The sequence below is a fragment of the uncultured Sulfitobacter sp. genome (assembly GCF_947499945.1).
Classification (GTDB): Bacteria; Pseudomonadota; Alphaproteobacteria; order Rhodobacterales; family Rhodobacteraceae; genus Sulfitobacter.
The window spans coordinates 38,532-58,153 of sequence record NZ_CANMQD010000006.1 but is presented as its reverse complement, the minus strand read 5'-3'; the positions used below and the strand labels follow the sequence as shown (position 1 = coordinate 58,153).

The following is a 19,622-nucleotide window of genomic DNA, read 5'->3' as shown; positions in this document are numbered from 1 at the left end:
AGGGTTTTGGGGCGATGACTTTGCGCAACAACTTAAGGAAATACCAGTTTTGATAGAAACACGGGCATCATTCCCCTTGTCGTTCCAAGGCAGGTGTCCGCATACCCACGTTAATTAAGTATGAAAAATCATACAAACCGGTGTGCGTGGGTTCGATATGTCAAAGATTGTTGTTAACAAGTTGCTTTTGGTTCTAATGGCCTTGGCGTTTTTTGTAGGCTTAGGGCAAAGCGCGCAGGCAACACCCTTTACACGAAACGTCCCCGGGACAAGTCTTTCGCTACCGCCCGAATATCCCGAAGCGGGCGGCGTCGCCTTTGTTCTGGTTGGTGTGAACGGCAACGTATACTACCAGTTCTCCAACCCCGCGGGCGCGTTTGTCGGGTTCCAAAGTAATGGCACCCCAAGAGCTTTTCGCGGTAACCCGTTCACGATCAATAACCCGATTGAGTTGAACTGTGGCTTTTCACCCTGCGCTGACTATTTTGGCGGCGCACTCGCCAATGTCTATATCAGATTCTCGGCCTATGATGGTGATACGCAAGTTAACGGTTTTGATCAGAACGACATTACACTGCGCCTCAACGGATTTACGGTTGGCAACTGGTCCGACATCACAACGGACATCACCAACACCTCTGGCACAACCAGCTTTGGTCAGGTGCGGGGATTTGGCAACAACACGTTTAATACGGGTTGGTTCAGCACGACAAACTCCGCGCTGTTGTCAAACATTCTAACCACAGGCCAAACGACGACACAGGTTTTTGACGCTGACCCAAACGACAACTATTGGGATTTCCGTCGCGGGAATAGCCTCTCGAACGACGAGATTGTAACCATTGCGCCCGGCTACACGCTTGAGAAAACAGCAAGTCCGGCAACTTTTGATGCAGTTGGGGATACAATCACCTATACCTACATCGTCACGAACATCGGCTCCGTGCGGATCAGCAATCTTGCTGTTGTGGATGATAAGACCGCTGCACCAGTTTGTGATACAAGTCTCATTGAAAAAACGGCCAAAGGTGGTCAAGCAAAGTCAGCAACCTGTACGGTCAGCTATACCATCACGCAGGAAGATTTCGACACCCAGCAAGTGACCAACGTTGCCACTGCAACAGGGACGCCCGAGTTCGGCAATCTGGGAACATTGTCTGATACAGTGACTGTCACGGGGACGGGCGCCTCGCCGGATTTGTCTGTTGTAAAGTCCAGCACAAGCGCCGCCTTTGGCAATGCAGGCACTTCAGTACCCTACAGCTTTTTGATCACCAACGAAGGTGATGTTACGCTGAGCAATTTCACCGTGCGCGACAGCCTGATCCCGTCGCTGTCATGTAATGTGCCCGATCTCGCCCCTGACGACGATTTTACCTGCACGGGCTCTTACGCCGTGCTGCAATCGGATGTGGACAGCTACATCGCGAACGCCGCAAACGAGTTAAGCAATACAGTCACCGTATCTGCTGACACGCCGCTGGACGGGCGGCTGACACGCACCGACACGCTGGACCTGCCCGGACCTGCGGCGGATGTATCGCTGGACCTGACCAAGACTGCGCTGACCGCCAACTACGACAGCGTCGGCGACGTGCTGAGCTATAACCTTATCGTGCGTAACACTGGTAATGTGACGTTCCCTGCAAACCAGCTTGTTGTGTCCGATCCAACAGCGACCACGGTAAGCTGCCCACCGGCTCCGGTTGCACCAAATAACACTGTCACCTGTACGGCCAGCTATTCTGTGGTTCAGGCCGATATTAATACAGGCCAATATGAAAATACGGCAACGGCAACCATTACTATCGGTGGCGCGACTGACACAGATACGGAAACTGCCACAGTTCCCGCCGTTCGCACGCTTGGCATGACCCTCGACAAGCAGCTTGATGCAAACTCCCCCAGCAACTTTAGCGCGGTGGGGACGGAGCTTGAGTATGATTATATCCTGACCAACACGGGCAATGTCGATTTACTTGCGCCGCAGGTGGATGACAACCGCGTTGATGTCACCTGTTCGGCCACGATCATCGCGCCCGGTGCTTCGGTCACGTGTCAGTCGGATGTTTATGCCACGACCCAAGGGAACCTGAACCAAGGGGGCGTGACCAACACCGCCACAGCAACCGCCACTGCCGCAGGTCCAACACCTCAGACGGTCACCTCCAACAACGACAGCGTCACAGTTCCCGCCGTGCAGTCCCCAGCGATCGAACTGACCAAGACAGCGCCTGCTCTTGACCCTTCAGATTTTAGGAGAAATGCGACTGTCACCTATACCTTTGATGTACGCAACACAGGCAACGTGCGGATTGCGAATAACATCGGTGTGTCCGAAATCACGATCACGGATGACAAGATCGGCAGCTTCACCTGTTTTACGACCTCCCTTAGTATTGGCCAAACGCGAAGCTGTACGGCAGATTACCGACTGACAGCGGCGGACATCGACGCGGGTGTTGTCTTGAACACCGCCACCGCATTTGCAGGGCCAACTGCCTCGAACCAAGTGAGCGCACGGATTGCGCCTGATTTCAGCCCAGAAGTCTCACTGAGTAAGGCGGCGGTAACGCCTTCTGTGACGAACCTGAACGAAAGCATCACATATACTTTCACCCTGACCAACACAGGCGACCGCGTTCTGAGCCGTGATGACGAGTTGATTGCGATCAACGACGCGCTGCTCACGGCACCTGCGGTTTGTAACCAGCCAGCGACCCTTGCGATTGGCGACTTCTTTGAGTGTACCGGAACCCGTCAGGGTTTTACTCAGGCAGAGTTTGACGCAGGACAAGTGGTCAACACTGCCACGGCCAGCTTTCCTTATGACAACAACGGGACGGTGACGATCCTTACATCAGATGCGGCAACGGCAACTGTGCCTGTTGTGGCAACGCCTGATGTGACACTGACGAAAACGGGTCCTGCGGCTTTCACGGCGCTGAACGAAGAACTGACCTATACCTTTACAGTTGCAAACCCTGGCAATGTGACGCTGCGCACTGCGACCGTCACTGACCCGCTGATCCCGTCTCTGAACTGTACCCTCACCGATATCGCGCCCACCACCAGCAAAAGCTGTACTGGTACCTACCGTGTGACCCAGCCGAATATTGACGGCGAGACGATTCTGAACACAGCCAGCGTGAGTGCGCAACCCGCCCAAGGGCCACAGCAAAGCGATACAGACACCAGCACCGCAGCATTGGCCGCAGGGGCAGGGACCAAGAGCGCGACCATCAGCAAACGCGCAAACACAGCGCAATTCTTGGCCGTTGGCGAACAGATCACCTACACCTTTGACGTCGAGAATACGGGCACACAGACGCTGACCAACCTCCTTGTGACCGACAGCCTCGATGCAGGCTATAACTGTACCATCGCCAACCTTGCGCCGGATGCGATCAACAGCACCTGTAGCTTCCAATATACGATTTCGCAGGCCGATATTGATAACCTGAAAGTGGACAACACGGCCACGGTTTCCTCGCCTGAAATCACGTCTGACACCAGCACGCTGTCAGTCGCTGGCCCGCCCTTCCGTGTGGAATATACATTCGAGAAAACCGCGCCTGCGGCCTTTACCGCTGCGGGGCAGACGGTCAATTTCCAGTTTACTGTAGTGAATACAGGTACGCTCACACTCAGCAATATCGCGATCACCGATCCATTCTTTGGCGCGCCTGTGAATTGTACGATCCCGACCCTTGCGCCCGGTGCGACGGACCGCACGTGTACCGCTGCCTATCTCACGACCCAAGAGGACGTGAACGCGGGTTCCATCACCAACACCGCCTCCGTCAGTGTGCAGGCACCGCCAAATGTTCCCACACCCGCAAACCAGCAATCAACGGCTGTGGTGGAGGGACCTGCGCGTACCGCAGGGGTGAGCGTGGACAAGCAGAGCACCGATGGCCGCTATACCGCTGTGGGCGATAGCGAAGCGTTCACCTTTAGCGTGACCAACACGGGCAATACGACGCTGACCAATCTGGTGCTTACCGACCGTGATCCCGCCACGCCAGCCGAGGCTGCACTGTTCACCTGTGCGCTGGCTGACCTGTTGCCGGGCACGACAACGACCACCTGTGCTGACGGTGTTACACCGCTGGGCGTGACCAAGATATTTGACCAAGAAGATATTGATCTGGGCAGCTGGACCAACATCGCCACAGTGACAGGCGACAGTGTCGGCCTTGGCACATCCGTCAGCAATGATGATGCGGAAACCGTTGCAGGCCCCGCGCAGACGCCAGCGCTGACGATGATTAAAGGCAGCACTTTTGCCGGCAATATTTCCACCCTTGGGGAGACGATCACCTACATCTATGACGTGTCCAACAGCGGCAACATCACGCTGACAGCGCCCATTACAGTTGCTGATAACCGCATTGCCACCGTGAGTTGCCCTGCGCTTCCTGCGGCGGGTTTGGCGATCAACGCTTCCATTCAGTGTACTGCCACCGCCACTGTAACGCAGGCGATGCTGAATGCCGGATTTATCGAAAACACAGCGACCGCTTCCGTCACCCAGCCTGTGATCCCCCAAACGCTGAACGGACCGACCTCGGTTACGGCGACTTCTGCGCCCGACACTTTCAGACTTGAGGCTGACCAGCAACCTGCGCTGCGCATGGACAAGCGGGTTAAAACGGGATCGAACGCGAGCTATAGCGCCGTGGGTCAAACAGTTACATTCGAGTATGTCGTGACCAACAGCGGCAACGTGACCTTGCTCCAGCCGATCCTTGTCACGGATAACAAGATTAACGGCACCCTGAGCTGTGGTACGCCCCCGATTGCACCGGGTGCCAGTGTGATATGCGAGCAGGACTTCACCGTCGACCAAACTGCTCTTGATGACGGTGAAGTGACGAACATCGCCTCGGCCACGACAACTTTTGTCGAGGATGACGGCACATCTGTTTCGCCCGTATCGAACCCGGACAGTGTGACGATCAACGCTGTGCAAAACCCCTCGCTGGCGATTGAAAAGACATTTACCGGTCCGGCTAACGCATCCTTCAACCTGAACCAGCCGCTCAACTATTCCATTGTGGTAACCAACAACGGCAATGTCACGATTGACGGCAACGTCACAGTTAACGGCAATGTGACCCTCACGCTGAACGACAGTCTTGTGCCGTTCCCCGCAGGCTTTACCTGCGGTGCGCTGCCAAACGGCGAGTTGCTTCCCGATCAGACGCTCAGCTGTACCTCGACCCATATGGTTAATGGCAATGACCTTGCCCTTGGGGCTGCGACGAATGTGGTCACGGCCTCGGGTCTGTTTGACGGGGTAACTGTTACCTCGCCCAGTGATGATGCGATCTTCCCCGTGGATGCCAAGCCGGCGCTGAGTCTGACAAAAGTGGCCTTGCCTGTGGTAGGGACGCCTGCGGATGGAACCGCCGCGTTCGACAGCACCCAAGACGTGGTGACTTACCGCTATACCGTGACCAACTCGGGCAATGTGGGCCTCATCGATGAAATTACCATTGTGGATGACAAAGTTGCGGGGCCACTGGTCTGTAAGCCTGCTGGCCCTGCCTTGCCCAGTGGCGATGTGGGCAACACCAGCACGATCTTCTGCGATTTTCCCTATACACTGACGCAGGCCGACCTTGACCGCGGGTTTGTGACCAACAATGCGACGGCGCAAACAGTCTTTGCTGCCGAGGGCAACTCGCCGTCCGACGTTGTCTCGCCCAATGCGGCAGAGATGGTCACCATTGCCGAGAATCCATCGCTCCTGCTGGTTAAGGAAATGATTACACCGATACCGAATGGTGCGGGTTTGGACGATATCCTGACCTACCGTTTGACGGCTACGAATGACGGGAACCAGACGCTGTTTGGTGTGACGCTGACGGATCCGCTGGTGCCGTCCCTGACGTGTCAGGTTGGCACGCCACCAGCACCTGCACCTGCGAATGTGCGGCTGCTGCCAGGGGAAACTGTGGTTTGTGAAGGGCCCTATACGGTCAAGCAAACGGATGTTGATGCGCAGACGCTGGACAATACCGCAACTGTAACTGCGACCGATCCGCAGGGTGTTACCTTGCGCGATGAAAAGATGATCAACGTAAACATTGAAGCGCCCGATGTGGATTTGCTGGTCACGAAAACGACCCAGCGCCCGAGTGGTCCAGAAACCGACTTTAGCGCCGTGGATCAGGAAATCACATTTGTCGTCGAGGTGGAGAACACGGGCAACATCACTTTGCAGACTGCGGTGATTACTGATGTGCGTATGGTGACTCCAGCTTCTTGTACTGTTGGCCCACTTGCCCCTGATGCAATCGATCGCAGCTGTGAATTTGTGTATACGGTTACCCAAGATGATATCGACAACCTGAATCCTGCCGTGATCGACGGTGAAAACGTCATCGCAGGCGGCTTTGTGAACACGGCCAATGTCACGGCGACGCCTGTGAACCCCGTGTTGCCCCCGATTGATCGCAGCGATGATGTGTTTGTTCTGGGACCAGAGCGCGAGCCCGATTTCGTCATGGCGAAATCGGCAGATACCACGGTCATTAATGTCTTCGACCAGTTGGTGACGTACACCTATACCATCTCCAACATCGGCAATGTGACCCTGACCGATATCCCGCAGATTACGGACGATAAAATTGGTGCTGCGTTTGATTGTGGTCCGTTGCCTGCGGGTGGTCTGCTTCCGTTGGAGCAATACGCCTGTACTGCCACCTATAACGTGACCCAAGCCGACCTTGATAGCGGCAGTGTGACCAATGTGGCCACGGTGAGTAGTCCGCAAGTGACACCCGCGCCGAGCCATACCGATACGCTCACCATTGAGGCCGACCAGACGCCCGCTGTGAGTGTTGTAAAATCTCCGACACCGAGTGCGGTTGTCGCTGTGGGTGAGGATATCACCTATAGCTACGCCGTGACCAACACGGGCAATGTGACCCTCACGGACGTGACTGTGACCGATGCGCATACTTCGGCGGCAGGTGTTGCGGCGCTGGCTTTGGGTGGCGATACGCTGACCACGGATGCGCTTGAGATTGGCACCTCCACTGATACTGCTGCGGCAGGGACATGGAGCACGCTTGGCCCTGACGATGTGGTGACCTTTACGGCGACGTATGAAGTGACCCAAGCGGATGTGGATGCGCAAGCAGCCCTTACCAATGTCGCGACTGTGACGGCCAATGGTCCCGCAGGGACCGATCCGGTGAGCGAGACGGATGATGCCTCTGTCACGCCAGCAGGCAAGACGCCAAGTATTGCAGTGAGCAAAACTGCCAACCTGAGCAACATCACAACACCCGCTGTTGTGGGCCAGCAAATTCCGTTCCGCGTCGAAGTACAGAACACAGGCAATGTGACGCTTGATCCGCCAATCTTGACCGACACGCTGACCGATATTGATGGCGTGCCACTGACGCTGACGGCGACACCTGTGCGCGACCCTGCGGGGGATGGCGACAGCAATGGCAATAATATGCTCGACGTGGGCGAGACGTGGATTTACGCCGCGCGGTTTGACGTGACGCAGCCTTCGATTGACGCAGGCGGAATCCGCAATGCTGTTGCTGTGACGGCGGATGATCCGCAGGGTGCTCCTGTGAGTGATGATGCGGTCACACCTGATCTGGTCCTCAACGGTATTCCCGAAATCGCGGTGGTGAAAACGGCGGTGACGGATGATGGCGGTGACGGTGTTCTCGATGTGGATGATACGATCACCTACACGTACACGATCACAAACACGGGTCTGCTTGATGTGCTGGACGTGGCCGTGACCGAGACTGACTTTGGCGGGGCGGGCACGATACCTGCGCCAGTGTATGCCAGCGGCGGTGCAAACCTTGGCGGTGAGGCGGGTACCTTCGATCTGCCGGTGGGGGCAGGGGCGATCACCTTTACCGCAACTTATGCGCTAACGCAGGAAGATCTGGACGCTGGCGAAGTCTCGAACCAAGCGACAGCAACAGGGGCCAGCGCGGCTGGTGTGCCTGCAAGCGATGTGTCCGATGATGATAGCGCCGCTGAAGGCGAGAATGACGCGACTGTGACGCCGCTCGGGCGTGCTGGTGCCTTGGCCGTTGAAAAGCGCGTGGGCGTGACCAATCTGTCAACACCGCCTGCGGTCGATGACACGGTTAACTTTGTAATTACCGTGACCAATACGGGTAACCAGTCGCTATTCAATCCCGTGCTGACCGATACGCTGACCGATGCGAATGGCGGCCCGCTGACCCTCTCGTCTGCGCCAGCCTTCGTGAGCAGTGATGGTAATGCCGATACCACTTTGGATGTGGGCGAGACATGGACCTATGCCGCCAGCTTTGCCCTCACCCAGCCTGCGATTGATGCAGGGGGAATTTCAAACACGGTGAGTGTCACGGCGACTGATCCAAATGACACAGCTGTTACGGATATTTCTGATGATGATGCAGGAGCCTCTGATGCCAGCGGGGACAATGATGCCGCAAATGATCCTACCCTTCTTGCGATCACGCCCGCGCCCGCGCTGGTGGTGGAGAAACGTGCAGATGCCTCCGCGCTGAGCGATCCCCCTGTTGCGGGTGAAATCATCACCTTTACCGTGACAGTTGCGAACACGGGCAACCAAACGCTGGGCGCGCCAGCGCTGGTTGATACGCTGCTTGACGCGGATGGAGAAGACCTTGTGCTGGTGAACCAGCCTGCCTTTGACAGCGGTGATACCCTTGTGAATGACCTCCTCGATGTGGGCGAAACTTGGACCTATCTGGCGACTTATGCCATTGACCAGCAGGCGCTGGATGCGGGTGGGCTTTCCAATTCTATCCTTGCCACGACAACCGACCCTGACGGGAATGAATTGACTGACGTCTCAGATGATGATGCGGGTGCTACCGATGGCAACGGTGATACGGTCACGGACAACGACCCGACACTTGTTGCGCTGAATGCGGCTCCTACGCTGGTTGTGGAAAAGCGTGCCGATATTTCCGCGCTCTCCAATCCTGTGAGTGTGGGCGATGTGATCAGCTTTAGCGTCACACTCGACAACACGGGCAACCAAACGCTCAGCAATCCTGTGCTCACGGATACGCTGCTCGATACGAATGGTGATCCGCTGACGCTGACCACGCAGCCTGTGCTGGTCCCTGCCAGTGACACCGACGGTGATGGTGCGCTGGGGGTAGACGAGGTTTGGGAATATACGGCGACCTTTGCACTCGACCAGCAGGCGATTGACGCAGGCGGTGTGGCGAACTCCGTGCGGGTCGTGGCGAAAGATCCCGACGACAACGATGTGATTGACGTGTCCGATGATGATGCGGGTGTAGCAGACGGGCCTGATACGGATACCGATCCGGCCAATGATCCGACTGTCGCAAATTTTGCGACGGACCCCGATCTGGATGTGTTGAAAACATCCGTTGTGAACACTGGTTCCGATGGCCGCGCGGATGCGGGTGATACGATCACCTATACATACACCGTCAGCAACACGGGCAATCAGACGCTTTATGATGTGAGTGTCACCGAGACGGGATTTAACGGGGCAGGGACCGCACCTGTGCCAGCCTATGCCAGTGGCGGCGTGATGATTGGGGGCGACGTGTCTGTGATGGATCTGCCCGTGGGCAGTGCTACCGTGGTCTTCACCGCTGATTATGCGCTGACCCAAGAGGATATCGACGCAGGCAATGTCGAGAACCAGGCAACCGCTGTCGCCAATGATCCTTTCGGCACCAGCATTGACGATCTGTCCGATCCTGCCGATCTGAACGGGAATGATCCGACGCAGACGATGATTGTGCGTTTGCCTTCGGTGCAGACAGTCAAATCTGCAACGCCCCTCCTGAGCAATCCTGTGCGGGTAGGCGATGTGATCAACTACACCATTACGCTAATGAACACAGGCAACGTGACGCTGACCGCGCCTGCGGTTGTGGATACGCTCACCGATGCCAATGGTGGCGCTTTGGCGCTGACCTCGGGTCCGCTATATGACGACGGTGATCTTGACGGCAATGGCCGCCTTGATGTGGGCGAAACATGGTTCTACATCGGGCAATTCGCGCTCACCCAGCCTGCGATTGATGCAGGCGGTGTGGCGAACATGGTCCTCGGCGCTGCCACCGATCCTGAAGGTAATATCGTTGATGACGTGTCTGATGATACAGGGGCCAATCCTGCGGACGCTGATCCGACAGTTACAACGCTGCCGTCTGATCCGTCGATCGGTCTGGTAAAAGACTCCGCTCTCGATCTGGGTGCTGATGGCGTCGCGACTGTGGGCGATGTGGTGACCTATACCTACATGCTGACCAATACGGGCAATGTTTCTGTCCTTGACCCTGTGCTGTCAGAGACAACATTCACCGGCACAGGCACGCCGCCTGTTCCCGCGCTGCAAAGTGGTGGTACGGCGCTTGGCGGGGCTGTGGCACTTGATTTGGCCGTGGGCAGCACGCCGATGATCTGGACCGCGACCTATGCGCTGACCCAAGAAGATATTGATGCAGGCACCCTGAGCAACGAAGCACTTGTAACGGGTGATCTGCCAGCTGGTGGCACGATTTCGGATGCCTCTGACAATGTAACGGCGGGTGCGGCGGATAATGATCCGACTGTGACGTCCATTCCTGCGGCTGGCGCACTTGAAGTGCTCAAAGTGGCGGACACCTCCGGCATCAGTGCTCCCGTTGCGGTGGGCGACCAGATCACCTTTACGATCACGGCGCGGAATACGGGAAACGTGACCCTGTCAGGTGTTGTGCTAACTGATATGTTCACACGCCGCGATGGTGCTGTCCTGTCTTTGACACCTGTTCTGGCTGGCGATACGGGCATTTCAGATGCCATCGATGTGGGTGAGACATGGACCTACAATGCGTCCTATGCGCTGACCCAAGAAGATATTGATGCGGGTGGTGTGGCCAATACAGCACTGGTCGAGACGCAGATGCCCGATGGGGCTGACGTGAACGATACCGCCTCTGTGCCAGTCAACGTTCAAGGCTCACCTGCCTTTACCATGGTGAAAACCCTTGGGGCCAACGCGCCTGTCCCGTTTGATACGCTCAACCAGATCATCCCGTTCGATTTTACCGTGACGAACATGGGTAACATTACGCTGACGGCGCCGATCATGATCAGCGATCCGATCATTGACGGGCAAAACCTTGGTGGTGTCACATGTCCTGCGCCACCGCTTGCGGTGGGGGCCAGCCTGACCTGTACGGGCAGCTACCGCATTACGCAGACTGATCTGGATGGCGGCAATGTCGAGAACACGGCCACGGCGCGCATTAATCAGCCCCTGATCCCTGTTGCACCCGGTGATCCTGTGGCCGAAGTGCTCACTACACCGCCCTCTGTCGTCGGCAGCCCTGCAACGCAATTGCCCGCACTAACGACGACGAAAACGATTGCTGCGACTTCTGATGGCAGCTTTGACGCGGTCGGGGACCAGATCACCTATGCATTTACGGTGACCAACACAGGTAACGTGACGCTGGCAGGGCCGATCACGATTGATGACGACCAAATCGGGACGGGCCTGACATGTGCTGCGGGGCCACTGGCACCTTTGGGGCGTGTGAGTTGTGAGCAGGTATGGACCGCGGCACAAGAAGACCTCGACCGCGGGTTTGTGACCAATATGGCGACGTCACTGGCCGTGTTTGATGGCGCCCCGGTCGAGTCTGATTCCGTTAGCGTGACCGCGCCTGCGATCCAGACAAAATCCCTTGGCATGACCAAGAACCTGCTGCGTGCGACACCCGATGCCTTTGATCTGGGCACTGTGCTGCAATATGAATTTGTGGTGGTGAACACGGGCAACGTCACTGTCGATGGGCCGATCACGATCAATGATTCAGTTGCACCGAATGCCAGTTGTCCTGCGCTGGAAAGTGGCAGCCTTGCGCCAACAGAGCAGGTGACCTGCACAGCATCCTACACGCTGCGTTTGGGTGATTTGCAATTGGGTGTGACCAACAACACGGCAACGGCCAGCGGCTTAATCGACGGCGCGCCCGTTACCTCACCCAGCGACAGTGCAATCTATCCCGTTGATGCGGAGCCTGCGCTGAGTGTTACAAAAGACAGCGTTCCGAGTGATATCACTTTTGCCGCTTTGGGCGATGAAATCACCTATACCTATACCGTTGCCAACGCCGCGCTGGTCGGGTTGAGCGAAGACATCCTGGTGTTTGATAACCGTCTGACGAACCCCGTTGTCTGTCACGACAGCTCTGCCGATGGCGTGTTTGGTGTGGGCGCGACATCGACCTGTGTGGCGACTTATTTGATCACCCAAGATGACCTTGATGCGGGATTTGTGACCAATGAGGCGACCGCGCAAACCGTCTTCGCGCCCGATACGGAGAATGAGATCCTCGTGGTTTCCCCCGCAGTGACCAAGACTGTGACAGCCGATGTTGCCCCCGAACTGGTACTGGCAAAAGAGATCACGGCCCCGACAGGTATGGCCGCCGTGGGCGAGCTTATCAGCTACCGGATGACCGCGACGAATACCGGCAATCAGACGTTGAGTGGTGTAAGCATCACCGACGCGCTGCTGCCACAGTTGACCTGTACTGTTGATGATGTTGCTGCCCCTGCGAATGTGGTGCTTGCGCCGCAAGGGATGCTGGTCTGTGTCGGCGATTATCGTGTGATGCAGTCGGATGTAGACGATCAAGAGCTGATCAATACGGCGAACGCGTCAGGCCAAACGCCCCAAGGTGTCACATTGCGCAATACCGCGCAGGTGTCTGCTGTGCTGGCCACGCCTGCGCCGGTGCTTGAAGTGGTCAAAACGCTGGTTCCGACGCCTGCGCCGGGTCAACCTGCCTTTACCGGTCCTGACCAGCTGATCCAGTTCCGCCTCACGGCGCGGAACACGGGCAACGTTACGTTGAACGATGTGGCCCTGTCGGATGTGCGCACGACAACGCCAGCCAGCTGTGACATTGGCACACTGGCACCGGGTCAGGACAACGGCAGCTGCCTTGTCTCCTATCTCACGACCCAAGAGGACGTGAACGCTGTCAATGGCGGGGCCGATCCCTTTGGCGGGTTCCTGAACGTCGCCGATGGCACCGCAGTTGCGGCGACCCCTGATGCGCCCGAAGTACTGGGGCAGGGCGATGCGTTTGTGCGCGGTCCCGATCAGGTCCCAGCGTTCACCCTGCTGAAAGTGGCCGATGTGGCGCAAGTCACAGATGCGGACCAGATTATCAATTATGTCTACACAGTCACCAACAGCGGCAATATCACTCTGACGGCCCAGCCGCAGGTGCGCGATGACCGTATCGCAAACGTATCCTGTGCGCCGATCCCTACGGGTGGTCTGCTGGTCGGGGGCAGTTTGCGTTGTGAAGCACCATACACCGTGACCCAAGCTGACATGAACGCAGGTGAGATCACCAACATCGCACGTGCGTCCTCATCCGAGGCGCCATTGCCAACTGTGCCGGGTGACGAGACAGCAAGACTGACGGTGCCGGCGATTGCCAACCCGCAAATCCTCATCGCCAAGACGGCGGATGTGGCCGGCGATGTGGCCGTGGGTGAGACGATCACCTATTCCTATAGCGTGACCAACACGGGCAACCTGACGCTGAGCAATGTTCAAGTGCGCGATGTGCATACGTCGGCGGCTGGCACTGTTAATCTGGCGATCGCAGGCGACAGCCTGAGCGTGGACAGTGTGCCCACCGGCGACAGCACCGATGACGTTGCGGGTGACGCAGGCTGGACCAGCCTTGCCCCTGCGGATGTGGCGACGTTCACGGCAACCTATGTCGTGACCCAACAGGATGTGGACCGCCAGACAGTGCTGAGCAACACGGCCACTGTGACGGCAATCAGCCCCGATGGCAGCACGGCGCAGTTCACCGACACGCTTGAGATTAAACCGCAAGATAATGCGCCTGCGCTGACCGTTGTAAAAACTGTCGACGAGAGCGGCCTCTCCCAACCTCCCATGGCAGGGGACGCGCTGAGCTATGCCATTACTGTGACCAACACGGGCAACCAGACCCTGCGCAGCATCAGTCTGATCGACACATTGCGCCGCTTGGACGGAACAGGAGTGACGCCTGCGCCTGCCCCTGTGTTCACAGGTGGTGATCTGGCCACGGCAGGCCAGATGGAAGTGGATGAAGTCTGGACCTATACGGCGACCTATGCGCTGTCGCAGGAGGATATCAACGCAGGCGGCGTAAGCAATCAGGTCATCGCACGTGGTGTCGCCCCTGATAACGGTCTGGTGCTGGATGCCTCTGATGATGGGGCTCCTGCCAATGGCGATGATAACCCGACGGTCACCTCAATTGTGAGCATGCCGAGCATCGAGGGCGAGAAAACAATCGCCAGTGGCGAGCCTGTTGTGGGGTCCTCAATCGGTTTCGAGATTGTTGTGCGCAACACGGGCAACGTGACACTCGACGATGTGGGTATCGCGAACGACACGCTGACCCGTGCGGATGGCGAAGTGCTGACCCTGACGACACAACCGATCTTTGTCGGAGCATCCGCCGGATCGTCTGCGGGTGTCTTGCAGCCTGACGAATTTGCGACCTACCGCGCGTTCTATACGCTGGTACAGGCCGATATTGATGCGGGCGGTATTTCGAATACTGCGCGTGTGATCGGCACGCCGCCCGTCGGCTCTGCGCTAACGGATGTGACGGACAATGGTGACGACGGTGATGGTAATGCGGTCAATGATCCGACTGTGCTGACCGTTCCTGCCGCCCCTGTTGTGACCTTGATCAAGCGGTTGGGCGATGACGCGCCAGCCAGCTTTGACACTGTGGATCAGGTTCTGCCCTATAGGTTTGATGTGACCAACACTGGGAATGTGACCCTCGCCGGACCTGTGAGCATTGCGGATGCGATGATTACCGATGCAGGGGGTGCGATCACCTGTGCTGCGGTGCCAGAGGGTGGATTGCCGCCAATGGACTCTGTGACCTGTGAGGCGAGCTATGCCGTCACGCAAGCGGACATTGATGCAGGCAAGATCGACAACACGGCCACTGCGACTGTTGATGGCACGGACTCCGCGCTAGCGACGGCCACGATCCTTGCCCAGCAAACGCCAGCGCTGTCTCTGGTGAAAGTAGCAAGCGCGCTTGCCTCCGAGGATTTTGTGACGGATGCGATCGTAACCTATACCTACACGACAACCAATACGGGCAACCTGACCATCATGGCCCCGATTACGGTGCGTGACAATCTTATCCCCGCCAGTGCGTTCACTTGCGATGCCTTCCCCAGCGATGGTTTGGCACCGGGGGCCGAGTATGTCTGCCGTGCCGAATATAGTGTGACAGCGACAGATGTGGATCTGGGCAGTGTGACTAATCTGGCGAGCGCCACCGACGGCACGACGACATCTCCACTGACCTCCGAAACCATCCCTGATCAGGGTGTGCCTGCGCTAACGGTTGTGAAAACGGCCCGAGAAGGTGCAACCTTCAGCGAAGTAGGCGACACAATCGACTACAGCTTTGTGGTGACCAACTCGGGCACGCGTGCCTTTGCGTCAGAAGTGACTGTGACAGATACGTTGTTTGGCGCGGTAAGCTGTTTTGCCCCCACAAGTGATGATCCTGATTTCACATCGGGGGAGACGGTGACCTGTGGTGGTACCTATGCGGTGACCCAAGCGGACCTTGACCGTGGTGAAGTCCTCAACGAAGCCTTTGCACAGACGCTGTTCGGCGCGGATGATACACCTGTGACATCACCACCGTCGAGCGCGACAGTGACGGCTGATCTGTTGCCCTCGATTACCTTGGCGAAATCAGCGGCGACGTTGCCTGTGACGGAGGCGGGTCAACTTCTGACCTATACGCTGATGGCAACGAATACGGGCAACCAGACATTGCGCGGTGTGACGGTGTCCGATCCGATGCTGAGCGGATTTAATTGCGCGGGCGACATGCTGATGCGCGGCGCGGTGCTGGAATGTAGCGGCACTTACCGTGTCACCCAGGCCGATATCGATGCAGGCGCGCTGAGCAATACGGCGACCACACGCGGGATCACACCGCAAGGGGGCGCGGTGAACGACAGCGAAACGCTTGTCCTTGATATGCCAGCGGCCGTCCCTGCTGTAGCGCTTACCAAGACTGCAACGCCGACGCCCTTTGGCGCGGTGGGCAGCACGCTAACCTATTTGTTCGGTGTGGAAAACACGGGCAACGTGACGCTTAACAATCTGGTTGTCACAGATGCGATGGACCCTGACTATAGCTGTACCATTGCGACGCTTGCACCGCAGATGACAAACAACGCCTGCGCCATGACCCATGTGGTAACACAGGCCGAAGTGGATGCAGGCAGCATCGAAAACACGGCCAGTGTGAGCGCAGATGCGCCTGGTGGATTGGACACCAGTGACACGACATCTGTTAGCACTCCGGGTCCGGCGCGGAGCGGCTCCCTTGAGGTGACCAAAACTGTAGCGGCTGCGGCGTCGGTCCTCGGCGCACCTGTGACCTTTACCTTGTCGGTCGAGAACACGGGCAATGTGAGTTTGCGCAACGTGTCTGTGCTGGACCGCATGACCAACCTGAGCGGCGCGATTATCACGCTCGACGCGCCCTTTGCCTTGCAAGGAACATCCGATGCAAACGCCGATGGTATTCTGGATGTGAACGAGACGTGGATTTATGCGGCAACGCGCACGCTGCGTCAGGGTGATCTGAACGCAGGCGGTTTGCTGAACCAAGTGACGGTAACGGCTCTTGATCCGGCTAACAGCGCTGTGCGCGATATTTCGGATGACGGGATCGACAGTGATGGCGATACCACGGGCGATGTGACCGAGTTCATCGCCGCGACAGACGCCGAGTTGAGTGCCGAGAAAACGGTGACCGCCGAAGGCAATCAGGAAGGCGATACGGTGACGTTCCAGATTGCCGCCTTGAACACAGGCAATCAGGATTTGTCGGACCTGTCAGCTGCCGATACGATGACCCGTCTTGATGGCACACAGGTACCGGCGAATGTGGCACCCCTTTCAGTGCCAGCGATCCTATCGCCGGGACAGACGGCCACATGGACGGTTTCTCATGTTCTTACCCAAGAGGATATAGATGCGGGCGGTTTGTCCAACACGGCGCTTGTTCTGGCCTCTGATGTGAATGGCAGTATCGTCACCGACCTGTCGAGCAACGGGAATCCGAACGACGGCAACACCACCGACGATCCAACCAATCTGATGATCAACCTCGCACCCGGTCTTGAAGTCGTCAAAACCGCTACGAGCGTGGGCGCAATCGCCGGAGAAACCGTCGAGTTCGAGATCACTGCGCGCAACACAGGCAATGTGACCCTGAACAGCATCAGCCTCATGGATACGCTGACCGATATTGACGAGGCGAATGCGCGCACCTTGTCCACTGTATTCCAGAGCAATGATGGCACGCCGCCGTCGCCTGCGGGAACACTGGCACCGGGTGAGGTGGGAACCTTCACTGCCAGCGTTGTCCTGACACAAGCGGATGTAGATCGGGGCGGTGTGATCAACGTTGTGACTGCGACGGGTCAAACCCCTGCGGGTGCAACTGTGCTCGATATTTCCGACGATGACGGTGAAGGTCTGGATGATCCGACTGTTGTGCCTGTTGCGGCCCTCCCCAGCTTTGACATCGTCAAAGAGGTTGGCACCAACGAGCTGCTCTTCCCGACAGTCGAGCGGGCAACATTCACTATTACAGTCACGAACTCGGGCAACATCACGCAATCTGGCATTCAGGTCCGCGATGATCTGGTGAGCTTCTTAGCGCCTGCGGTGCTGTTGGGCGAAGCCTATCCACCCGTAGTGAGCATTTCCGGCTTTGACGGTGGCACGGCCAATGCCGCCTATAATGGGGGTACAGTTACCGAATTGTTGAGTGGCGATGTGAAACTCGCGCCGCAGGCCGTGGGAACGATTACGCTGTCGATGGTCTATAGCGCTGCCTTGGGCCAGCCTGCATTGCCGAACACAGCTTCGGTTGTCTCGGCTCAGTTGGGCCAGCCGACAGACGGGCAGGTGCCTGTTCTGACGACAGACGCGGATGGTGATGGCATTCCTGACTATATTGAATCGCCTACAGGTGACCGTGACGGTGACGGCATCGCTGACCGCTTCGACTATGACCCCACAGGCACATTCTATTGTGAGGATGACGGGCGTCTGCTCACGGGGGGATTGATCTCGGTTTCCGGTGGCGGCTTTACCCAGACGGGCGAGGGCACAACAGGCCCGATTACGGTTGTACGCTCGGGCAATGACGGGAACTTCCAGTTCTTTGTCACGGCTGCGGGGACATACACGTTGGGGCTGACCTATCCTGACGGGACCCAAGCGTCTGTAACACGCACCAGCAGCGGCAATATCGATGCGACGCGCCTCGCCCCTGCCAATCCAGGCGTGATCGGGTCACTACCTGCGGGCGAGACAGGGTTGTTGATCGACAGCAGCGCGGGGGCCAACCCGTTCTACACCAGCTTTACCATTGCCGAAGGCGATCCGATGCTCATCGGGAACAACATTCCGATCCGTACCTGTGAAGGGCTGACGGATGTTGTGGCCACCAAAACCGCAGACCGTCGCACGGCTGTCTTCGGGGAGACGGTGAACTATACGTTGAGCTTTACCAACAACACGCAGCTGACCATTCCGAATGCACGTATCGTCGATATGCTGCCTGCGGGTCTGATCTATACGCCCGGTTCGGGCCGTGTGAACGGTGTCGCGGTTGAGCCTGTGGTATCGGGCCGCCGTCTGGAATGGCGCAACGATCTGGCGGCGGGAGCGACCACGGTTGTCACCCTTGCTGTGCGGGTCGCGCGGACGGGCGAGTTTGGTGAACGCACAAACCGCACCTTCCTTGAGGACCGCTTTGGTCGCACAGTCTCGAACGTGGCGGATGCTGTGGTGCGGATTGATCCCGAGCATGTGTTCGACTGCTCCGACGTGATTGGCCGTGTGTTTACCGACACGAACGGCAATGGATATCAGGACGGACCGGGTACGCTGCGCGAGCCGATCATCGACGACAGTTATGTGGGCAACGGCAAGTTCGGCAAACTGGACCGCGCACCGAAGCGTGAGGACCAGTCAGAACCGGGCATTCCAGGTGTGCGTCTGGTGACGCCAGACGGTATCCTGATCACCACGGACGAGCATGGCCGCTTCTCGGTGCCTTGTGCTGCACTTCCGCGCAACATCGGCAGTAACTTTATGCTGAAACTCGACACGCGCACGCTGCCCACTGGCTACCGTGTGACAACAGAGAACCCGCGCGTGATACGCCTCACGGCTGGTAAAATGGCCAAGCTCAACTTTGGCGCACGTATCGGCAATGTGGTTGATATTGATCTGACCGCTGCGGCCTTTGTGAGCGGTCGGAGTGATCCGCAGCCTGCGCTGTCAAAAGGGATTGACGGGCTGATCGCACAGATTGCGACCACGCCATCCGTCTTGCATCTGACATATGTGCTGGGTCGTGGCGAGGCGCCGCAACTGGGCCGCGAACGTCTGCGCAGTATGGAAAAACTGATCCAGAAACGCTGGCGCGGTAAGGGCAAGTACAAGCTCATCATCGACAAATCCGTGACGAAAACGAAGTGAGGGT

At 57.5% G+C, this 19,622-nt stretch carries 1 protein-coding gene; it reads left to right on the top strand.

The annotated features are described in order from the left end of the window. The first annotated feature begins 157 nt into the window (after nt 1-157). Complete coding sequence (locus Q0775_RS17810; protein WP_298864210.1) at nt 158-19,618, top strand: hypothetical protein; 19,461 nt, start codon at nt 158-160, stop codon at nt 19,616-19,618. The last annotated feature ends 4 nt before the right edge of the window (nt 19,619-19,622 follow it).